The following is an 18567-nucleotide window of genomic DNA, read 5'->3' on the forward strand; positions in this document are numbered from 1 at the left end:
TATGGCTATCGAACAATTTGTCGTCAGCAGAGACGATTCCATTTACGAGGCATTTCCCGCCCTTACGTTGACGGAAAAAAGAAAACTCATTTGTGTATTTACGGAGTGCACGCGGCATACGGACCGGACTTTTACGCGTATCGTCTATAAAGAAAGCCATGACCGCGGCAGAACATGGGGCGGGAAAATCGCCTTAACCGAAGGAACGGCAAATCTCGATTACTTCTACGATTGCTGCAGTATTGCGCGGCTCAAAGACAACAGGCTGGTGATCGTCGCGAACCGGATATTCAAAGATGCGGAGGATACGAACCGGGGTTATTTTCACGAAGCTGTTAACGATCTGTACATCGGGACTCCGGAAGGCGAGTCGTGGGCAGGACCGATTCCTACTCCGGTGCGGGGAATCGTGCCGGATACATTGTGCGAACTGCCTTCGGGAAGGTGGCTATTGTCGGCGCATTGGAAAAGCAAAGCGCACGGGTACTTGGAGCAGATGCTTTGGTATACGGATAATGAGGGCGCGGATTGGACGGGGCCGATAACGGTCGCCAGCCAGGAGGGTTTGCATTTATGCGAGGCGTCGATCCTGGCGCTGCCCGATCAAACGCTCGTCGCATTTTTGCGCGAAAATTCGAACGAAGGCCGGGACGGTTACAAAGCGATTTCGAGAGATGGCGGCGAAACGTGGGAAGGCCCAATCCGGATGCCGCTGCCGGGCTGTCATCGCCCTGTGGCGCGATTGCTGCAGAGCGGGCATGTGATGATGACGCATCGATTTTACCAAGGCGGGCCTGCCGGCTACGGAACGAACCAAAATCTCTTTGCCGCCTATATGGATATGAATACCGTCTTGGCGACCGACTATAAGAAACAATGGATCCGGGTGCTGCCGATCGATTACGACCGCTCGCCGCTTGCCGACAACGGCTATTCCGGCTGGGTTCAATTTGACGACGGCGAAATCTACGTTGTGCAGTACATTGCGGACGACTCGCCGAACTGCCAAATTCGGGGCTACAGCTTGCGGGAGGACGCCTTTCTGCTTCCGGAACTTCCAAGATGAACGGGGAGTGAAGGCTGAAAGGCTCGAAATGCTTACGAAGATTCAAACATGATAAAGGGATAACAAACGAAAAGCGACTTACATAACGGAGCAGCGCGGATTCGCGGCTCCGTTATTTTTATTTCGCATGTGTCATTTTGGACGATGAAATTGCGTTGATCGTTCATGATTGCAGGCAATTGGTCATTATTGATCCCGCCATGAAAGCACTTTCAGATCGGTCGAAAATGACACATCGCCGCTTGTCAGAGCCGCCTGCCGGGAAGCGCAAAGCCTTGAGGTTATGCGCTTTCAAAGCATTCACAAAATGACATATTTACGAAGCTTGCCCGAACCGGATATCGTAACTGTGTAAGCGTTAGCAACTCCGGCATCCGGCATGCATCCAGCATTCATCCGGCATGTCGGCGTTAACGATGGCTGCGGAATCGATAACTACATCAGGAAGGGGTGATCCTATGCAGGATGCTAAAGCCGCCGTCGCGGGCTATCCGACGTTGAAGCCGGGAAAAGGAAAAAACAGTATATGGAATAAAATCGCCCGAAACTGGGAATTGTACATTTTCATCGCACCCGCTTTTTTCTACTTTCTTATCTTCTGCTACGGCCCGATGTACGGCATCCAAATTGCGTTCAAAAATTTTATTCCAACTAAGGGGATTACGGGAAGCCCCTGGGTCGGATTCGACCATTTTATCCGCTTTTTTCATTCCTACTATTTCGGTAACCTGTTATGGAACACACTGACCATCAGCTTGTATTCGCTGGCCGTCGGCTTTCCGGTTCCGATCGTTTTGGCGTTGGCCTTCAACGAAGTGCGCAACGGCTTCTTTAAAAAGCTGGCCCAGACGGTCACCTATGCACCTCACTTTATTTCCATGGTCGTCATGGCCGGTATGATTATTACGTTCCTCTCTCCATCGACGGGAATCGTCATTCATTTGTTGAAAGCTTTCGGCCTCGGCGCCCCCGACTTTTTGACCGATCCGGGATGGTTTAAGACCATGTATGTCTTGTCGGATGTGTGGCAGAGCGCAGGCTGGGGCACTATTATTTATTTGGCGGCGCTTTCGGGCGTGGACCCGGGGCTTCACGAAGCCGCGATCATCGACGGAGCCTCTCGGTTGCAGCGCGTCCGCCATATTAACATCCCGACGCTCGTGCCGACGATGGTCATTTTGTTCATTCTGAATATGGGTAGTCTGCTCGGGGTCGGGTACGAGAAAATTTTGCTGCTGCAAAACCCTCTCAATATGACATCGTCAGATGTGATTTCGACGTTCGTCTACCGCTCGGGGCTTGTCGACTCTCAATACAGCTTCTCGACAGCGGTCGGCTTGTTTAACTCCGTGATCAATGCCGCGCTGCTGGTTGTTTCGAATCAGATCATCCGCCGTACGAGCGAGAACAGTTTGTGGTAAAGGGGGGAGGAGCCGGATGATATCGGGCGTTAGAGAAACTCGGCGGGACAAAGCATTTCTCATTTGCAATTACATTTACGTGTTTCTCGCTTTTCTTATCGTGCTCTATCCGTTGGTGTATATTATTAGCGCTTCCATCAGCAATCCGAAGCTCGTCGCCTCGGGCGCCATGTGGCTGTGGCCGAAAGGGATTACATTCGAAGGCTACAAAAGAGTGTTCGCCAATACGAGCATTTGGACCGGGTACGGCAACACGATTCTCTATACTGCCGTCGGGACGGCCATTAATTTGGCGGTCACGCTGCCGGCGGCGTACGCTCTCAGCCGCAAAGATTTTGTCGGGCGCAATTTCTTTATGGGAATGTTCATGGTCACGATGTTTTTTGGCGGCGGGCTCGTACCGACGTATCTGCTCGTCAAGCAGCTCGGCATGATCAATACGATGTGGGCGATCGTCGTTCCGTCCGCCGCGTCGATCTGGAACATTATCGTGTCGCGCACTTTTTTCCAGGGCTCCATTCCGAAAGAACTGCAGGAGGCGGCCCAAATCGACGGCTGCACCAATATGCGGCTGTTCATCCGAATTATTTTACCGTTGTCGCTGCCGATTATTGCGGTAATGGCTTTGTTTTACGGCGTCGGCAACTGGAACAGTTACTTTTCGGCGCTCATTTATTTGAACGATTCCGCGAAATACCCGCTGCAGCTGGTGCTGCGCCAGATCTTGGTTTTGCAGGAAATGGCCGCACAGGGCGGGGGTGCCATCGACGTTTCCACGGCTGTCTCGATGAACAGCAAGGCGGAAATCGCCGCGCTCGTCAAATACGCTGTCATCATCGTCGCGACCGTTCCGGTCATTGCGATTTATCCGTTCCTTCAACGTTATTTTGTTCAGGGTGTTTTGATCGGTTCCGTCAAGGGCTGATCTTGCCATAATTCAAACAGGGGAAAAGAGGGAGTTGGTTGTAATGAAAAATCTTCGCAAGGCATCATCCATGCTGCTATGCCTAACTGTATCCGGAGCGCTGCTCGCAGCCTGCAGTACGACAAAAGGAACGGAGGGCTCATCCTCATCCTCAGCTTCGGCAGCGGCAGCCAGCGCTAAAGGCGTTAAAAAAGAAGGGTTCCCGATCGTCGACAAGCCGCTTACGCTTACGATGATGTCGCAGGACGCCGGCGTGGCGGACTGGAACAAGATGCCCGTGCTTCAGGAAATGGAGAAGCTGACGGGAATCAAGTTTACGTACCAGCTTTCGCCGATCGACAGCTTCGCCACCAAGAAAAATCTCGTCTTCGCCAGCGGCGACTTGCCGGATGTGTTCTACGCAGCGGATCTCAAGCCGGCCGAGCAAGTGACTTACGGCAGCCAAGGCGTATTGATCCCGCTCGAAAAATATATCGATGAAGCTATGCGCCGAACATCAAAAAAATTTTTGACGAGCATCCGGATATCCGCAAGTCGTTTACAACGCCTGACGGACACATTTATGCGCTTCCCTATATCGACCTTTCCGCCGTATGGTATCGGAGCCCGATGTGGTATAACGGCAAGTTTTTAAAAGCGCTTCATATGACGGAGCTGCCCAAGACGACAGAAGAGCTGTACGCGTATTTGAAGCGCGTGAAAGACGAAGATCCGAACGGGAACGGCAAAAAGGACGAAATTCCGCTGACTTCCGTTAAGCTGGACGATCTGCGCATGTACTTCCTTGGCTTCTGGGGCATTTATGACGAAGTTATTTACGCCGACAAGGACGGAAAAGTTCATTATACGCCTGAAGAAGAAGGGTATAAAGGATATTTGACTTTCATGAACCGTCTCTGGAAAGAAGATCTGCTCGATCACGAGACGTTCTCGCAAACGCCTGAACAGAAAAAAGCGAAAGGGCAAAACAACCAGATCGCCCTGTTCAACGACTACTATCCTTACTTCACGCTCGGCGGAGACCCAAGCGAGGACAATCCGCTCATGACGCCGGTGAAGAGCGAAGTGGCCGGCTCCCCGGTCTACGGCAAGCATCCGGGTATTTCCGCCAACGGAACGTTCGCCATTACTAGCAAAAACCCCGCTCCGGAAGCGACAATGCGCTGGATCGACTACCAGTACGGCTACGAGGGAGCGACGCTGTTTTCGCAAGGCCCCGAAGGCTTGCTCTGGAAATACAAGAACAAGGATACGCACGAGAAAGAATGGCTCCCGGTGCCGGGCGGCAAAGAGCGCGATCAGTTCCGCGGAACGCTCACTCCGAACTATGGCATACTTACGCCAGGCATGAACTCTGCCGAGCTGTCCAAAGGGCTCAAAACCGACTTCGACCGGTGGATCGACAAAGAGACTGCCGATAAGCTTGCGCCGATCGGAAAAGCTCCGTTCCCTAACGTTTATTTGACGAAAGATGAACAGAGCGAAGCGACTACCCTGTTATCCGACCTGAACACGTATGTTCAGCAGATGGAAGCGAAATTTGTGACCGGACAGGAGCCGCTCACCAATTGGGACAAATATGTGGCGCAAATCAAAAAAATGGGCGGCGACCGGATCGCCAGCTTGTATCAAGGCGCATACGACCGCTGGAACGGCAAGAAGTAAAAGCAAAAAGCCAACGGATCCCGGCCGGCTATCGGCCGGGGTTGGCTTTTGTCACGCTTCGTCGTCGGGCTCGGCTTCAGGCAGCGGCTGGCCGTTTTCGAAAAACAGCTTGCGGTATTGGCCGGGGGTGTAGCCGGTCTCTTTCTTGAATTTCCGCGTGAAGTTGGGCGTGTCCTGATAGCCGACGCGAACGATGATGTCCTTGAGCGGGTCGTTTGTCGTTTTCAGCTGGTGCTTCACTTCCTCGAGCCGTTTTTGCCAAATGTACTGGATAAAATTAAGTCCCATTTTCTCTTTGAACGAACGGCTTACGTGGGAAGGCGAAACGCTGAACTCGAAGGCGACGGTTTCCAGGCTCAGCGTATGATCTTTATAATGGCCGTCGATATAGGCCACGATCTGATCCATTAAAGACTGCTCTTGCTTCTGGTTGTTCCGCTCCACCTGGTTGCAGATCCGCGAAGCGAGGTTGAGCAGGCTGCGCTTCAGCTCGTCCAAGGAGTTGCCGTACATCATGTTCGGGGCCACTTCCTGCAACAAGCTGTGGATGCCGAGCTCGGATGCGGTTTTCAGCATCGTATTCAGCAAGTCGAAGCAGATGCAGCGCATGAGCCAGGCAGACAATTCTTTCGACTGCATGTCCTCAATTCCCGAGCCGATAATGTGGGCCGCGACATCGAAGCTGCCCTGCTTCAAGCTTTGGGAGAGCTTCATCAAGGTGTTGTTCGGGATCCAAACCGCGTGATCGTGCGTATAAGAAAGCATTTCAAAATAAGTGACGGTTCCATGGCCGGCGGATGCCCGGAGCTCGAACGCCGAGCAGGCTTCGATAAAGGACTGGTTGAGCTGGTCCGGGCTTGGATAGCACGTTCCGACACCGATCATCGGCATCGCGTCGAAAAGCTCGAGCAGATTGTCGCGCACGGCTTCGACAATGCGGCGGACATGCGTAAACTCGTCGCCTTGCGCGTTCGGGTTAAAGCTGACGATGAGCCCCAGCTGATCGAGCTGCGGCAGCTCGACGCCGTAACCGCGCGCGTCCAGTTCGGGAAATTCGATCCGGTTAAGCAGCTTGATCATTTCCTGGCGTTCTTGCCGGTCGCTTCGGGAATCGTCCGTGCTGCCCGAGCCGATCACCATGACGAAGTGGCGGGAGCGGTCGAAGCGAAGATCGAAAGCTTCCTGCAGCCCGGGGGACAGACTTTGGACGTTGCCGTACTTGAGCAGCATCGATAGAAAATGATTGCGCGCAAAAGGCTCCTGCAGGTCTACGCGCGAGCTGTAGTCCTGCAGCGCGGTCCGGATCCGGTCGAGCTCGTTGCCGGCAGCGGCGGAGCTGTCGCGGGAGCGCCGGGCATCCGTTCTGGAGGCGGCAAACTCCACCAGCGTCGATATCGGCTGATACTGCATTTTGGCGAGCAGAAGCGCGATGGCGGCCCCTACGAGAACCGTAATGGTAAACAGCATGATAATGAAGCTGCGGACGTGCAAGACGCTGCTGAAAAATTGCGAGCTGGGCATAACCGCCACATACGTCCAGCCGTTGTTTTCCGATTTGACGGATACGATGGAATGGGCCTTGCCGCCGATTTTCCGCTCGTAGATGCCCGGGGGAAGGCCGATGAGAGATTTCGTTTCCGCATCGGACAGCATTTCGCCCTGCCGGTCGTCCACCAGCATGCGGCCTTCATTGTCGAGAATGTACGTCAGCCCTTTATAGTTTCCCAGAATCGAATCGATGAGGCTCGTAAGCTCGGATTCCCGGATCAGGTACATGACCGTCCCGTGCGGATCGGGGTTGTTCGGGGTTATCGGAATCAGATAAGCGAGCGCCGTTTCTTTCAGGTTGGAGGAGATGGCGACGGTATCGGCCGGGCGCATCGTAGGGTATTTGGCGCTGTTCAAGTCCCGAAACAGCTCGGTTTTGCTCCAGCTCTGAAAGCTGAAGTTATCCGCGAACACAGCGAAGTCGTAAAGGCCTTTGCTGGAGTAGATTTTCCCGTCCTTGTGAAAATACAAAAAGATTTCGTCGATGATCGAGCTTGTCGCTTTGTATTGGTCCAAAGCCTGAATCGCTTCGCCGCTTGTCACCGGATCGTGAACCCGGTACGGAGTCAGCCGGTTATCGTAGGAAATGCGGGAAGCGATTTCGCCGAGCTCCTTCATCCGACCGTCAATAATGACTTTCGTCTGCGTCAATTGGTCGAGACGCGAATGTTCGATTTCGTTCCGGAGATTCGCGACGGCGTTTTCATAAATGAAAACGGTCATGAGGATCAAAGGAATGAGCAAGATGAACAAGTAGGACCAAATATATTTTAAAAACAGCTTGGATTTGAAGTAGTTTCGTTTCAATGACTGCGCCCCCTGTGAACAGCGATTCGTCTGTCTCGTTTTATGATACCAACGAATCGGCTTTTTGGACATAGGGAAGAAGGGAGAGCAAGCGCGATGAGCGAAAACAAGCCGGCAGAGCAAGAGCGGGAGACCGCGGTGGAGCAGGGCGTTCACAACTACAGCAGCGAGGAGAAATGGGTGAAGCCGGATAATCCGCTGCTGCTTGAGCGGCTGGAATGGTTCAAGGACCAGAAGCTGGGGCTGATGATGCATTGGGGGCCGTATTCCCAGCTCGGCCTCGTCGAATCTTGGGCGCTAAGCGACAAAGACGAGGAATGGTCGCGCAACGAGATCGACTGGGATATCGATGCGGAAGAGCTGAAACGCCAATATTTTGCTTTAAACAAGACGTTCAACCCGCTCCGCTTTCAGCCTGACTTATGGGCGGAGCTTGCTGCGGGCAACGGCTTCAAATATTTGAATTTTACGACCAAGCACCATGACGGGTTCTGCATGTGGGACACGCGCACAACCGATTATCGCATCACGGGTCCGGACTGCCCGTTCCATACGCACAAATACGCGGATATTACGAAGCAGCTGTTCAACGCGTTCCGCGCGAAAGGTCTCGGCATTTCCGCCTACTTCTCCAAAGCCGATTGGCATACGCCATACTACTGGGCCCCTGGAATGCGGCCGGGAACGCTGACGACGCGGGGGCCGACCTACGATCCGAAGGAATATCCATGGCTGTGGGAGCAGTTCGTTCAATTTACCCATAGGCAGATTATGGAGCTGATAACGAATTACGGCCGGATCGATGTCCTTTGGCTTGATGCCGGATGGGTGAACGACTACCGGGACCAAAACATCAGAGTTGGCGAAGTGGTGGAGAAAGCCCGGCGCATTCAGCCTTGGCTTCTCTCGGCGGACCGCACGGTCGGCGGGCCTTACGAAAATTTGATCACTCCCGAGCAGACGGTGCCGGGGCGCGCGCTTCATGTGCCTTGGGAAAGCTGCATTACGATGGGCTCGGCGTTCTCTTTCCGTTATGAGGACAACTACAAATCGGTGCGGACGCTGATTCATCTGCTCGTGGAAATCGTCGCCAAAGGCGGCAACCTGGCTCTCAATGTCGGACCGCAGCCGGACGGAAGAATATCCAAAACGGCCATTTCCCGGATCGAGGGGATGGGAGCCTGGCTGAAAGTCCACGGCGAGGCCATCTATGGAACGCGCATTTGCGAGCCGTATTCCGCAGGCTCCGTCCATTTCACCGAAAAAAGCGGCACCATATATGCCTTAAACCTGTATAAGGATGAGAATGAGCCCGTTCCGGAGGAGCTGCACTTGCCGATCCGGTCGGATGTGAGCCGCATAGACCTGGTAGGCGGTCAGGAGATGCTCCAATACCGCCGCACCGAGGACGGAATTGCTGTACGGATTCCGGATAAGGAACGGCAAGGGCCGGCGCCGATCGCCCACGTATTCCGGCTGAAGTAACATAGCGCGCTATTGCTGCGCGTAAGGAACGAAAGAGAGCAAGCGGAGAACTTCGGGAAAGGTGCGGGCGCAAATGCAAAAATGGTTTGAGGACGCGAAGCTGGGAATATTTATTCACTACGGAATTTACGCAGTCGACGGAGTGGCCGAATCGTGGTCTTTTTACAACGGAAAAGTTTCCTACGAAGCTTACATGAAGCAGCTGGACGGCTTTACGGCGTCGAAATTCGACGCGGACCGGCTCGCCGGCTTGATTGAACAATCGGGCGCCAAATACGCGGTCCTTACGACCAAGCATCATGACGGCGTAGCTCTCTGGGATACGCAGTACAGCGACTTGAATGTGGTGAAGAGGACGCCGGCGAAAAGGGACATTGTCAAGGAATATGCGGAAGCCATTGCGAAAAAAGGCATTCGCCTCGGCCTGTACTATTCCTTGATCGACTGGTCGCATCCCGATTATCCGAGCGTCTATGAAGGCGGCAAGGTGCCCGGCGATCTCAGCAAGGTCAACCCGTATTCCGGCCCGCCGAACGGAGTTCAGGATCAGGATAGGTGGAACCAATTTCTCGCTTTCAACAACAACCAGCTGCGCGAAATTTTGACGAATTACGGCAAGGTGGACCTGCTCTGGTTCGACGGCGACTGGGAGCGAAGCGCCGAGCAGTGGAATTTGCCCGAATTCAAGCGTTACGTGCAGACCTTCAATCCGGACATCGTCATCAATTCAAGGCTGCAGGGCCATGGAGATTACAAAACGCCGGAGCAGGGACTGCCGATCACGAGACCGGAAGGGCCGTGGGAATTTTGCACCACGATCAACGCTTCCTGGGGCTACGTGCCGACGGATGACAAATACAAATCGCTGAATCAGATCATCCGCATGTTTTGCGACTGCATCTCTATGGGCGGCAATATGCTGCTCAATATAGGCCCGCGGGAAGACGGAACGATCGACAAGCGGCAGGAAGACATTTTGCTCGGGCTCGGGGAATGGATCCGGACGCATGAAGAGGCGGTATACGGGACGGTCGAAGGGATTATGACCCGCTATTACCTCGGGGGCAGCACGGTTTCCAAAGACAGGAAGACGCTGTACCTGTTCGTCTACGACGACCCGAAACAAAACGTATGCCTCAAAGGACTTTGCAACCCGATAAAAAAGATTACCGTTCTTCATTCGGGCAAAGAGCTGGCCCATGAAATTCACGGCGGCGTTCCGTGGTTCAACATTCCGGGAACGACCTGGATTGATATGACTCCCGAGGATACGCATGAACAAGTAACGGTGCTCAAGCTGGAATTCGACGACGAATTGGAAATGTACGGCGGTTCGGGAGCCGTCGTCACCCATAACTGAAGCTGACATTGCCGCGACTGCATGTGCGAAACGGAGGGAAAGTTATGAACTTAAGCGGAGTGCCGGAGCCAAAGATCGAATATGCTCCAAAACATTACATATGCCGGCGCGCGCAGGGGCCACTCGTTCCGGACGGCCGCGTAGATAAGGCGTTCTGGGCGCCGGCGGATTGGACGGACGATTTCGTCGATATCGAAGGCGATCTTCGTCCCAAGCCAGCGAAGCAGACCCGGGTGAAAATGCTGTGGGACGACGAATATTTTTATTTTGCGGCGGAGCTGACCGAGGATCATATTTGGGCAACGCTGACGGAGCGCGATTCGGTCATTTTCTACGACAACGACTTTGAAATCTTCATCGATCCGGATGGGGACACTCATCGCTATTACGAGTTCGAAATCAATGCGCTGAATACGGTGTGGGATTTGCTGCTTGTGAAGCCGTACCGCGACGGCGGCCCGCCGGTAAACGGCTGGGACATCAGCGGCCTGAAAACGGCTGTGCATATCGAAGGCAAGTTAAACGACCCCGGCGCGGACAACCGGAAGTGGAGCGTTGAGGTGGCGATGCCGTGGGCCAGCTTGCGGGAATGCGCGGCCGGATGCCGGCCGCCGGCACCGGGCGAATTTTGGCGCGTCAACTTCTCCCGCGTCGAATGGCGGACGGAAGTTCGTGACGGCGAATACCGCAAAGTGCTGAATCCGGAGACGGGCAAGCCTTATCCGGAGGATAACTGGGTATGGTCGCCGATGGGCATTATCAATATGCATTATCCGGAGCTGTGGGGCTACGTTGTATTCGCGGACGGCGACGGGCCGCAGTCGTTCGAGCTTCCGCGGGATGAGCGCATCAAATGGGAGCTGCGTAAGCTCTTTTACCGCGAGCGCAATTATTTTGCCGCCCACGGCGAATTTTCGAAAGACGCGAAGCTGCTCATGGGCGCCGATTCGTGGAGCATTGACCCAGTCATCGAGACGACCCGCAGCCTGTTTCAGATTACAGCCCCGTCATCGGACGGAAAAGCGGTTTTCTGCATACGAGAAGACGGGAAACTGTGGAAGGAGTGAACCGAAGTGACCATCCAGGCGCCAGTATTCTCGCTTGACCGGCAAGCTTTGGAGCGAATCGATCGGAAATTTCGCGCGAAGCGTCTGCTCGCCAAAGCCCGCGAACACGAGCTGTTCGATATTTTCGCGGAGGAGCTGAGCGAGGAAGAGACGTGGGCTTTGAAGTACTTATTCGCGTACATGCCGGTGAACGACTTGGCGGATTATGACGGATCGTTGTTTTTAAGCCATGTCCGGCGGACGCTGGAAATCCGCAAGCAGGTGCCTTGGGGATCCCGCGTGCCGGACAGCCTCTTCCTGCATTTCGTGCTGCCGTACCGGGTGAATACGGAAAATATCGAGGATTCCCGAGGCATTCTATATAACGAATTGGCAGCCCGGACAGTTAATCTCCCGATGGCGGAGGCGATTTTGGAAACGAATTACTGGTGCCATGAAAAAGCGACGTACATCGGAAGCGATCTGCGGACGATGTCGCCGCTCGCCATGATCCGAAGTGCGCGGGGACGCTGCGGCGAGGAGTCGACGCTGGCGGTGGCGGCACTTCGCAGCATCTGCATTCCCGCCCGCCAAGTGTATACGCCGCGCTGGGCCCATTGCGACTCCAACCACGCTTGGGTAGAAGCGTGGGCTGACAGCCAGTGGCACTATATCGGCGCATGCGAGCCGGAAGCCCGTCTCAATCGGGGGTGGTTCAGTCCGCCAGCCCGGCGGGCCATGCTGATCAACACGCGCATTTACGCGGATTATCCGGGGCCTGAACATATTACCCTCGCGGACGAATGGTTTACGGAAATCAACTTGCTCGAGCAATATGCGCCGGCCCGAACGGTGACCGTCGCCGTAAAGGACGGGCAAGGCGCGCCGGTTTGCGGCGCCGATGTCCGTTTCGAGCTGTACAATACGGCCGAACTGTATCCGATCGCGATACTGCCGAGCGACGAGCGGGGAGAGGCATCGCTCAAGACCGGCTTCGGCGATCTGGTGATTCGCGCGGTGAAAGGCGGCATGTGGGGCGAAAGGAAGATTTCGGCTTATGAGGGCGACCGCTTTGAGCTCGTAATCGGGGCTGCAGAACAGCCTGCCGGAACGGCAGATTTCGATATGGTCCCTCCTCCGGAGCGTGAAGGAGAGGCCGAAGAGCCGCTTTCCGAACAGGCACTGAGCCGGCATAACAGCCGTCTAGAGGAAGGGACGAGAATCCGGACCGAATACGAGAGCTCATTCATCGGCGAGGAGGAAGCGTTCGGGCTGGCCTGGGCAGCGGGGCTCCCGCCGGAGCGGGTATGGAACGTGCTGCACAAAGCGCGGGGCAACGACAAGGAGATCGCAGCCTTCCTGCGGGAGCGGTCCGGCGAATACGGCGAGTGGCCGCTGCGGCTCTTGGAAACGTTGAACGATAAAGATTTGATCGATACGTTCCGCCCCGCGCTGGACGATCATTTGACCGAAGCCCTCGCGCAGCGCGGTGCTATCGCCGAGGACACGTTCGTCCCGTATATTCTTTGTCCGCGCGTCCTCTATGAAATGATTGTGCCGTATCGGCGATTTTTCCGCAATGCTTTCACCGTCGAGGAGTCCGAAGCGTTCAAAGCGGACCCTTCGCTTCTTGCCCGCAAACTGGAGCAGGGCTTCAATTTGTGGGAAGATATCCCCAACTTGACGGGAAAAGGAAATCCGGTAGGGACCTACAAATTGAAAGCAGGCGATCCGGTGTCGCTGCACGTTTTGTTTGTGGCCGTATGCCGCAGTCTTGGCATTCCGGCGCGCCTCCATCCGAGCGAGCAGAAGCCGCAATACCGGAACAACGGCAGCTGGGAAGATGCGGCGTTCGGTTTAACGTCAACCGGGCGGCAAGAGAGCAGGGCTTGGGGGAAGCTGCGGCTGCTGCGGGATCCCGATGCCGGGAGTGACGCTCCGGCGGCTTCCTATGGAGAAAACTTCACCTTCGCCCGCCTGGAGAACGGCGTGTACAAAACGCTCGTCTACCCGCACGGCAAAACCGACGTCTATGACGAGCCGTTCGAGGTGGAGCCGGGAGCGTACCGCCTGACATCAGGTATCCGGCTGAAGGACGGCACAGTAAAAGTGCGCTTTGCTTACTTCACTGTACCGGCGGGGGAACAGACCGACGTTACGTTGACCTATCGCAGGATGGCGGTGGATATTCCTGTGCTCGGAACTTTTGACCAAGACGGCACGCTCGCGCTTCTCGATGGCACTTCCAAAACGGTGGGAGATCTCATCGGATCGGAGGGAGCGATCGCTGCATGGATCGAGCCCGAACGGGAGCCGAGCAAGCATCTGTTCCGCGAGCTGAGCGAGGCGGCCGAGGCGCTTGACAAGGCGGGGGTTCCCGTTGTGCTGGTGATCGGCGATTCGCAGCGCACCGCTTCGTTTCAACCGGCACATTATCCGAAGCTGCCGGCGCGAACCGTTTTTGCGCGGGATGCGAGCTGCGCTTCGTTGCCGGATTTCGTAAGAAAGCCGCCCGCTCACGAAGCCGGCTTCCCGCATCTCTTCGTGCTGGACGGAGAACATCGAATCCGTTATACGTCGTCCGGGTATAAGATCGGCGTAGGGAAAGAAGCGCTGCGCATATTGGCGGCAATTTGCAGCAAATCCAAAGGATCGGAGTAGATGAAATGCCGAAAACGTATATAGTGGCGGGCTATGCGGTCGATGCCGCGCTGCCGGCGATGGCTCGGGACGATTTGGCCCAATTAACCCATTTGAACGTACCTTCGGCCATGTCCGAGGCGATGAAATTACTGTGGAACATTTGCAGCATGCAGACGTTATCCGGGACATCAAGCGGGAGCATCCGGGACTTACCGTGCTGCTATCCGTAGGAGGCTGGGGCGCCGGCGGATCTCGGAGGGCGGCTCACCGAAGAAGGCAGAAAGAAGATGGCCGCTTCGGCGGTACGGGTGCTGAGCGAGCATCCTTTTGACGGAATCGATCTGGATTGGGAGTACCCTTGCTACGGGGAAGCGGGAATTGCTTCGAGCCCGGACGATAAAAGAAACTTCACGCTGCTGCTTCGGACGATCAGGGAAGCGCTGGACGCGAAAGGTTCCCTGGAGGGGCGCCGTTATTTGCTTACGATTGCGGCGGGAGCCGACCAATATTACGTAGACGGCACGGAGATGGATCAGGCACAGAAGTATCTGGATTTCGTCCAGCTGATGACGTACGATATGCGCGGCGGTTTTCAAGTGCTGACAGGGCACCATACGAATTTATATGCGCCGGCGGGGGATCTGTTCAGGATCAGCGCGGACGCTTCCGTGAACATGTTCGTCCGGGCAGGTGTACCGCGGGAAAAGCTCGTGATCGGAGCCGCATTTTATTCCCGCGTCTGGCACGGGGTTCCGGACCGCAATCGCGGCCTTCATCAAATGGCGGGCGGCAGCGGCGGCTACGGGCCTGCTTTTACCGAGCTCGCCGCCGATTATATCAATAAAAACGGCTATACCCGTTACTGGGATGAGGAAGCGTGCGCGCCGTACTTGTTTAACGGATCCAGCCTCATCTCCTACGACGACGAGGAATCGATTCGGCGCAAATGCGACTATGTGAAGGATCAAGGCTTGGCCGGCATCATGTTTTGGGAGTACAGCTGCGACAAAACGCACCGTCTGCTGAACGCGATGTATCGGACGCTGCAAGGAAACGAATGAGCGATTGCGATAAAATGAACCGGCTGCCGCATCGGCAGCCGGTTCATTTTTGCATGGCGCGTCTGGCCGGGCGTCATCTTCGCCCGACATTGCACTTCGGCAACTTTCGGTCAAGAAAAAAATTGGCGCAGCGCGTGGGCCACAGGTTCCGGCTTGCCGCCTCTGTCGCTATTCCACGAAGCTGCATGATCGAGCCCGGGCAACTCAAGGCGTATGGCGTGTTGCAGCACCTTTTCCAGCTCGTCGAGGGCGGTTTTCAGGTAAGGGGGACTTTTGCTGCCGCCGAGCAAAAGCACTTCGGTGGAAATGGCTCTGTAGTTCTCGAAATCCCCGCTATTCTCGGCAACAAGCCGCAAATCGTAGTGCAGCAAGGGAGCGAGCTTCCTCATCGTTACATAATCACTCGAGCCTTTCTTCTCCTCGCCAGCCATCGCCATGTTCGTTAGCCGCTCGAGCAGCCAGCGAGGCATAGCGCGGAAAATCGGCGGGCCCATTTGCGCTCCTTTCATCGCCGTGACAAGCGCTGCAGCTAATTTGCCTCGAGCTATCTCTGAGTCATAGCGCGTCAATACGGAGGTCGGAAACGCGCTGTCCATGAACAGCGGCGGTTCGAAAACAGCGATTTTGTCAATGCCAGGCAAGGCAAGCGCCGCTTGGAGACAGATGACGCCTCCCGAACTAACCCCGAACACGTTACGGGCGCCCGTTGCGGCAAGAAGTGCGCCCAAATCTTCGATCTCCTCCCGTATATTGTAATTTTGGCTATACGGACCGCTTTGACAGCGACCGCGGCGGTCGGGCACGTAAACAGTGAACGCTTCGGCCAGCGCCTCGGCAAGCTGCATATGGTTGTGGGCTGACGACATGGTTCCGTGGAGCACCACCAAGCCCGGGCCGCGGCCGAACTGGCGGTAGCCGATGACGGTGCCGTCCCTGGAAATCACGGAGCCGGTAACGTATGGCTCCCGTACGGCCGCTTTTGCCGGTTGGCTTTCGATATCGGTTTTCGTCTTCACGTTGATGTTCCTTTCTTGTGTTAGGAGTGGATTAGGACTATAATAGCCTTGAAATTTATCTTGATCAATAATTATTTTAGTTATCATATATCTTAATTGCTAAGATATATGATGTCAAGCGGATAAGGAGAAAAATACATGAACGATCTCGAGCACCGAAAATCGCTAATAGGCCAAATGCACTTGTTGGGGGAGGTATACAGCACCGAAACGGCGTTGTTTCATCAGGCGGCTGCAGCGAAACACGGGTTAGGCATTACCGATATGAAGACTCTTTCGATTTTGCTCCGGGAAGGCCCGATGACGGCCGGACAACTCGCGCAGAGACTAAATCTGACCACCGGCGCAGTAACGAATGTTATCGATCGGCTTGAGAAACAACATTTTGCCAAGCGTGAACCCGATCCCAAAGACCGCCGAAAAGTTATCGTTGCTCTCCTGATCCTTGATCTCCAATTGAATCGAAGCGATCTTCATAAAACTCGTTGCTCCTCCCTATATTCGGCGCTTCGGCCGGCCGGTTACGGCAAGTTCTTGAGCGCGTTTCTCATTTCGTCATCCAGCTTCTTGATCAAATCTTCCTTGTACGTCTTGACGAAAGCCGGCTGAGTCACGATTTTGCCGCCGTAGAACATGATGTCCCGGATTTCCTCCACGGTTACTTCGATGAGCGCCATTTTGAGCGTCAGCCCTTCCGTCTGCGCCACCTTCACGGCTGCCTGGCCTTTGACGGAGAACACCGTCTCTTGCGCGATAAAATTCATGACGAGCCGCGGATCCTGCTGCAAAATCCGCACGAAATCCGACTTCGCATCGATGGCGAAGCGGATCGCCGTCGGGCTGACGGCATATACCCACGACAGAACGGTGGAGTAAATATCCCCGGTTTCCTTGTTGACGACGTTCACGAACACAATGCTCTGGCCTTGCAGCTGCTCCGCCATTTCGGGCGACAATTCGTTGATTACTTTGGACATGGCTTGCGTTGAACCCCTTTCCGCGACGTATGTTTGTTAAGCTTTCGGCAGCTCGTAGCTGCTCAGGAAACGCTCCACCAGCTCCAGCGGCTCATGGTAGCCGTAATTGCGGAACGCGTGCCCTCTCACCACAAAAGGTGCTCCGTTGTAAAACATTTCATACTGCTGATGGCGTCCGGCAAATTCCGAGCCGATGACGTCCCAGGCGAGCCGGAACAATTTGATCTTCGTTTCGGAATCGACGCCCGTCGCGCGGATGTATTGGCGGATATCGTCCTTCGTCTCCTCGTTCACCATTTCGTGATAGGAGGACGGCATTTGGAGCACGCCGCCGCCGACCAGCTCGCGCAAAATTTTAATGACGCCGGCGTAAACCTGGTCCTGCATTCCGACGATGCCGTACAGGAAGCGGGATGCCGGGCGGGCGTTGCCGTACTTGTCGAACGTGCACTCGTACTCGCTCGCCAGCAGCATGCCTTCGACGGTCGCCGCCAGCGACGCCAGCTCGCCGAGACGCTCCTGCACTTGCGGGAATTTGTCCGTACCGCCCATTGCGGTAATTTTCCGGGCGATGCCGATCAGGAATTTGATTTTCGTGCAAAGGCGAATTTGCGCCTGATTGTTGCCCAGCACGTGCGCCGGCGTCTTATGGAACTGATCGCGCGTAGCTTCGATGTTTTTGTAGACGAAAACGTGCTCCCACGGAACGAACACGTCGTCGAACACCATGAGCGAGTCGCTTTCGTCGAACTGGGTGGACATCGGGTAATCGAACACGCTCTCCTTGCCCATCGCATAGCTCGGGCGCGGATACAGCTTAAGGCCCGGTGCGTTCAGCGGCACTACGAACGAAATGGCGTAGTCTTCATCGCCCGGCTTCAACGGCGTAATGCAGCTGACGAACAAGTAGTTGGAGACCGCCGCGCTCGTGCCGAGCATTTGCGAGCCGCGAACGACGATGCCGTCCTTGCGCTCTTCCAGCACACCTACCGGCAAGTACTTTTCTTCCTGCTCGTGAGCCGCTTTGCTGCGGTCGACCTGCGGCGGGATGATGACGTAGGTGACGAACAGATCTTCGTCGCGGGCTTTCTTATAAAAGTTATGCACGTTCTGCTCATATTCGCCGAACACTTCGGGATAACTCGAAAACCCGGCCAGGAAAGCGGCGACGTGGTCCGGACTGCGGCCGGCGAAGCCGCATGTCGCTTCCGCCCAACGCTGGATCGCCCGGCGGCGCTCCGCCAAATCTTCGCGGCTGCGCGGCATCATGAACACTTTGTTGGCGACCGTTCCGTCCTCCGTCGTATACGTCATCTCGTTTGCCGGGTCGGCGGCCATATCATACAGCTTGGCGAACGAATGGGAGATGCCGGCGAATGCCGGATGCGTCGTCACATCCTTGACCCGCTCCCCATGAATATAGATGCACCGGTCATCCTGCAGAGACTCCAAATACTGTTTGCCGTTCCGAACCATAGCTGACCATCCTTTCACCCTGATGCACAGAGTATTATGTGTTGTGTATACACAAAATGCTACATGAATAC

The 18567-nt window shown here is 55.2% G+C and carries 12 protein-coding genes and 2 pseudogenes; 10 read left to right on the forward strand and 4 right to left on the reverse strand.

Features of this window, described 5'->3' with window-relative positions:
- The first annotated feature begins 1 nt into the window (after nt 1).
- From SD70_RS03670 to SD70_RS03685, 4 genes and pseudogenes are all read left to right on the forward strand, one after another.
- On the forward strand, nt 2–1066 hold the full coding sequence (locus SD70_RS03670) for a sialidase family protein (protein ID WP_041045756.1): 1065 nt from the start codon (nt 2–4) through the stop codon (nt 1064–1066).
- Between the two features lie 458 nt (nt 1067–1524).
- Complete coding sequence (locus tag SD70_RS03675) at nt 1525–2487, forward strand: ABC transporter permease (RefSeq protein WP_041045758.1); 963 nt, start codon at nt 1525–1527, stop codon at nt 2485–2487.
- Nucleotides 2488–2503: 16 nt separating this feature from the next.
- Nucleotides 2504–3412 (forward strand): carbohydrate ABC transporter permease, encoded by a 909-nt coding sequence (locus SD70_RS03680; protein WP_041045760.1) that lies wholly within the window; start codon nt 2504–2506, stop codon nt 3410–3412.
- 43 nt (nt 3413–3455) lie between these two features.
- Nucleotides 3456–5077, forward strand: a pseudogene (locus SD70_RS03685) (extracellular solute-binding protein).
- Nucleotides 5078–5128: 51 nt separating this feature from the next.
- On the opposite strand, the gene SD70_RS03690 reads toward SD70_RS03685, so the two are convergent.
- Nucleotides 5129–7432 carry a helix-turn-helix domain-containing protein gene (locus SD70_RS03690; protein WP_041045761.1) on the reverse strand — a complete coding sequence of 768 codons (2304 nt, stop codon included), beginning with the start codon at nt 7430–7432 and terminating at the stop codon, nt 5129–5131.
- A 96-nt stretch (nt 7433–7528) separates the two neighbouring features.
- Between SD70_RS03690 and SD70_RS03695 the strand changes: the two genes are divergently transcribed.
- The 5 genes and pseudogenes from SD70_RS03695 to SD70_RS03715 all read left to right on the forward strand — a co-directional run bounded on the left by SD70_RS03695 (nt 7529) and on the right by SD70_RS03715 (nt 15027).
- A complete protein-coding gene (locus tag SD70_RS03695; protein ID WP_041045763.1) occupies nt 7529–8917 on the forward strand; it encodes an alpha-L-fucosidase in 1389 nt (462 codons plus the stop codon).
- A gap of 73 nt (nt 8918–8990) precedes the next feature.
- Nucleotides 8991–10277: an alpha-L-fucosidase gene (locus SD70_RS03700; RefSeq protein ID WP_041045892.1), complete on the forward strand. Its 1287-nt coding sequence runs from the start codon at nt 8991–8993 to the stop codon at nt 10275–10277.
- Nucleotides 10278–10321: 44 nt separating this feature from the next.
- Nucleotides 10322–11344 (forward strand): carbohydrate-binding family 9-like protein, encoded by a 1023-nt coding sequence (locus tag SD70_RS03705; protein ID WP_041045765.1) that lies wholly within the window; start codon nt 10322–10324, stop codon nt 11342–11344.
- 6 nt (nt 11345–11350) lie between these two features.
- Nucleotides 11351–13984 (forward strand): transglutaminase domain-containing protein, encoded by a 2634-nt coding sequence (locus tag SD70_RS03710; protein WP_041045767.1) that lies wholly within the window; start codon nt 11351–11353, stop codon nt 13982–13984.
- Between the two features lie 5 nt (nt 13985–13989).
- Nucleotides 13990–15027: pseudogene (locus SD70_RS03715) on the forward strand (glycoside hydrolase family 18 protein).
- Between the two features lie 110 nt (nt 15028–15137).
- Here the strand turns inward: SD70_RS03715 and SD70_RS03720 are convergent.
- Complete coding sequence (locus SD70_RS03720; RefSeq protein ID WP_052487022.1) at nt 15138–16043, reverse strand: alpha/beta fold hydrolase; 906 nt, start codon at nt 16041–16043, stop codon at nt 15138–15140.
- A gap of 300 nt (nt 16044–16343) precedes the next feature.
- Between SD70_RS03720 and SD70_RS34510 the strand changes: the two genes are divergently transcribed.
- Nucleotides 16344–16652, forward strand: coding sequence for a MarR family winged helix-turn-helix transcriptional regulator (locus SD70_RS34510; protein ID WP_231571035.1), 309 nt, complete (start codon nt 16344–16346; stop codon nt 16650–16652).
- Here the strand turns inward: SD70_RS34510 and SD70_RS03725 are convergent.
- Entirely contained in the window at nt 16565–17020 is a 456-nt protein-coding gene (locus SD70_RS03725; RefSeq protein ID WP_041045769.1) for a pyridoxamine 5'-phosphate oxidase family protein, read from the reverse strand. The genes SD70_RS34510 and SD70_RS03725 overlap by 88 nt on opposite strands.
- Before the next feature lie 36 nt (nt 17021–17056).
- Complete coding sequence (locus tag SD70_RS03730) at nt 17057–18496, reverse strand: 4-hydroxyphenylacetate 3-hydroxylase family protein (RefSeq protein WP_041045771.1); 1440 nt, start codon at nt 18494–18496, stop codon at nt 17057–17059.
- Nucleotides 18497–18567 lie beyond the last annotated feature (71 nt).

Source organism: Gordoniibacillus kamchatkensis, assembly GCF_000829455.1.
GTDB classification, from domain to species: Bacteria; Bacillota; Bacilli; order Paenibacillales; family NBRC-103111; genus Gordoniibacillus; species Gordoniibacillus kamchatkensis.